Here is a 1,221-nt window from a genome sequence, read left to right on the forward strand (position 1 = left end):
GTACAGGGGCTCGCCGCGCCGCACCGTCGTCCCCGTCGCCGGCAGCCAGGTCACCAGGCCGGGCCGGCCGCCCTTGACCGTGGTCGCCCGGCCGTAGCCGAGGGTTCCGTCCAGGGTCTGGGCGTTGGAGAGGTCGCTCCTGGTCACGACGGCCGTCGCGGTCCGCACGGTGCCGCCTTTCGAGGCGTCCGCCCTGCCGTCGTCGTCCTGCCACGCGGTCACGGTGAACGCGCCCGCCACGACGACGACCGGTACCACCACTCCGACGGCCAACCGCCGTCCGCCCGGCCGACGGGCGCCCCCGGTGTCGTTACTTGTCTTCACCGAACGCCTTCACCTGGCAGTCGATCTCGTACTCGTCGTAGTGGGGGCGGTTGAGCTCGTCCCCGGTCTCCAGGGCCCAATTGCCCTCGTGGACCAGGGCTTTGATGCCGTGCCCCTTCATGCACTTCACCATCTCGCGTACGTCGTCGCTGTAGTCCGGGTTCTTGGCCGGGTCCAGCTCCGGCGGGCTGAGCGGTTCCTTCGTCCGGCAGGCCAGCACCGAGGGGTCGTTCGGCTTGCGCTTGTACTTCTCCTCCGCCCCGTGGTCCTTCAGGCAGGAGAGCCACGCGTCGTACATGCGGTTGGTCTCCTCGTTGGTGCTGTCCAGCCGGATCCGCGGACGGCCAGCGTCGGGGTCGGCGCTCGCGCTGGCCGAACCGCCGTCCGCCGCCGGTGTGGTGAGCGAGGCGACCTCGCCGTCGCTGTCGTTGACCGCGTCGTCGTCTCCGCCGACGCCTCCGCAGGCGGTCAGCAGGAGCAGGCAGGCCAGGCCGGCGGCGGTGAGGGCCGCGGCTCGATGGAAGAGGTTCGACATGGGGGCAGACCCTGGCCCGAAGTTATGAGCATCCTGTCAGGACGCGGTCAGAAAGCCGTCTCGTCCGATCCGGTCGCCCCTACTCTGGCCCCATGAACGCCCGTGTCCTCGTGGCCGAGGACGACACCCGACAGGCCGAGGTGATCCGCCGTTACCTGGAGAGCGAGGGCCACACCGCCCTGCTCGTCCACGACGGGCGCGCCGCGCTCGACGAGGTGCGCCGCCACCGGCCCGACCTGCTGGTCCTCGATGTGATGATGCCGGTCGTCGACGGTCTGGACGTGTGCCGCATCCTGCGCCGCGAGAGCGATCTGCCGGTGCTGATGCTGACCGCCCGCAGCACCGAGGAGGATCTGCTGCTC

The 1,221-nt window shown here is 70.6% G+C and carries 2 protein-coding genes and 1 pseudogene; 1 reads left to right on the forward strand and 2 read right to left on the reverse strand.

The window, feature by feature from the left end:
• Together IF54_RS0138725 and IF54_RS0138730 are read right to left on the reverse strand one after the other, a co-directional pair.
• A pseudogene (locus IF54_RS0138725) lies at positions 1-324 on the reverse strand (hypothetical protein); the annotation flags it as partial.
• Positions 311-859 (reverse strand): hypothetical protein, encoded by a 549-nt coding sequence (locus IF54_RS0138730; protein WP_051735716.1) that lies wholly within the window; start codon positions 857-859, stop codon positions 311-313. The gene IF54_RS0138730 and the pseudogene IF54_RS0138725, both read right to left, overlap by 14 nt.
• A gap of 92 nt (positions 860-951) precedes the next feature.
• Between IF54_RS0138730 and IF54_RS0138735 the strand changes: the two genes are divergently transcribed.
• Positions 952-1,221: response regulator (locus IF54_RS0138735; protein WP_037821209.1), on the forward strand; the 270-nt coding region annotated here is incomplete at its 3' end.

The sequence above is a fragment of the Streptomyces sp. NRRL B-3229 genome (assembly GCF_000719505.1).
GTDB lineage: Bacteria > Actinomycetota > Actinomycetes > Streptomycetales > Streptomycetaceae > Streptomyces > Streptomyces griseorubiginosus.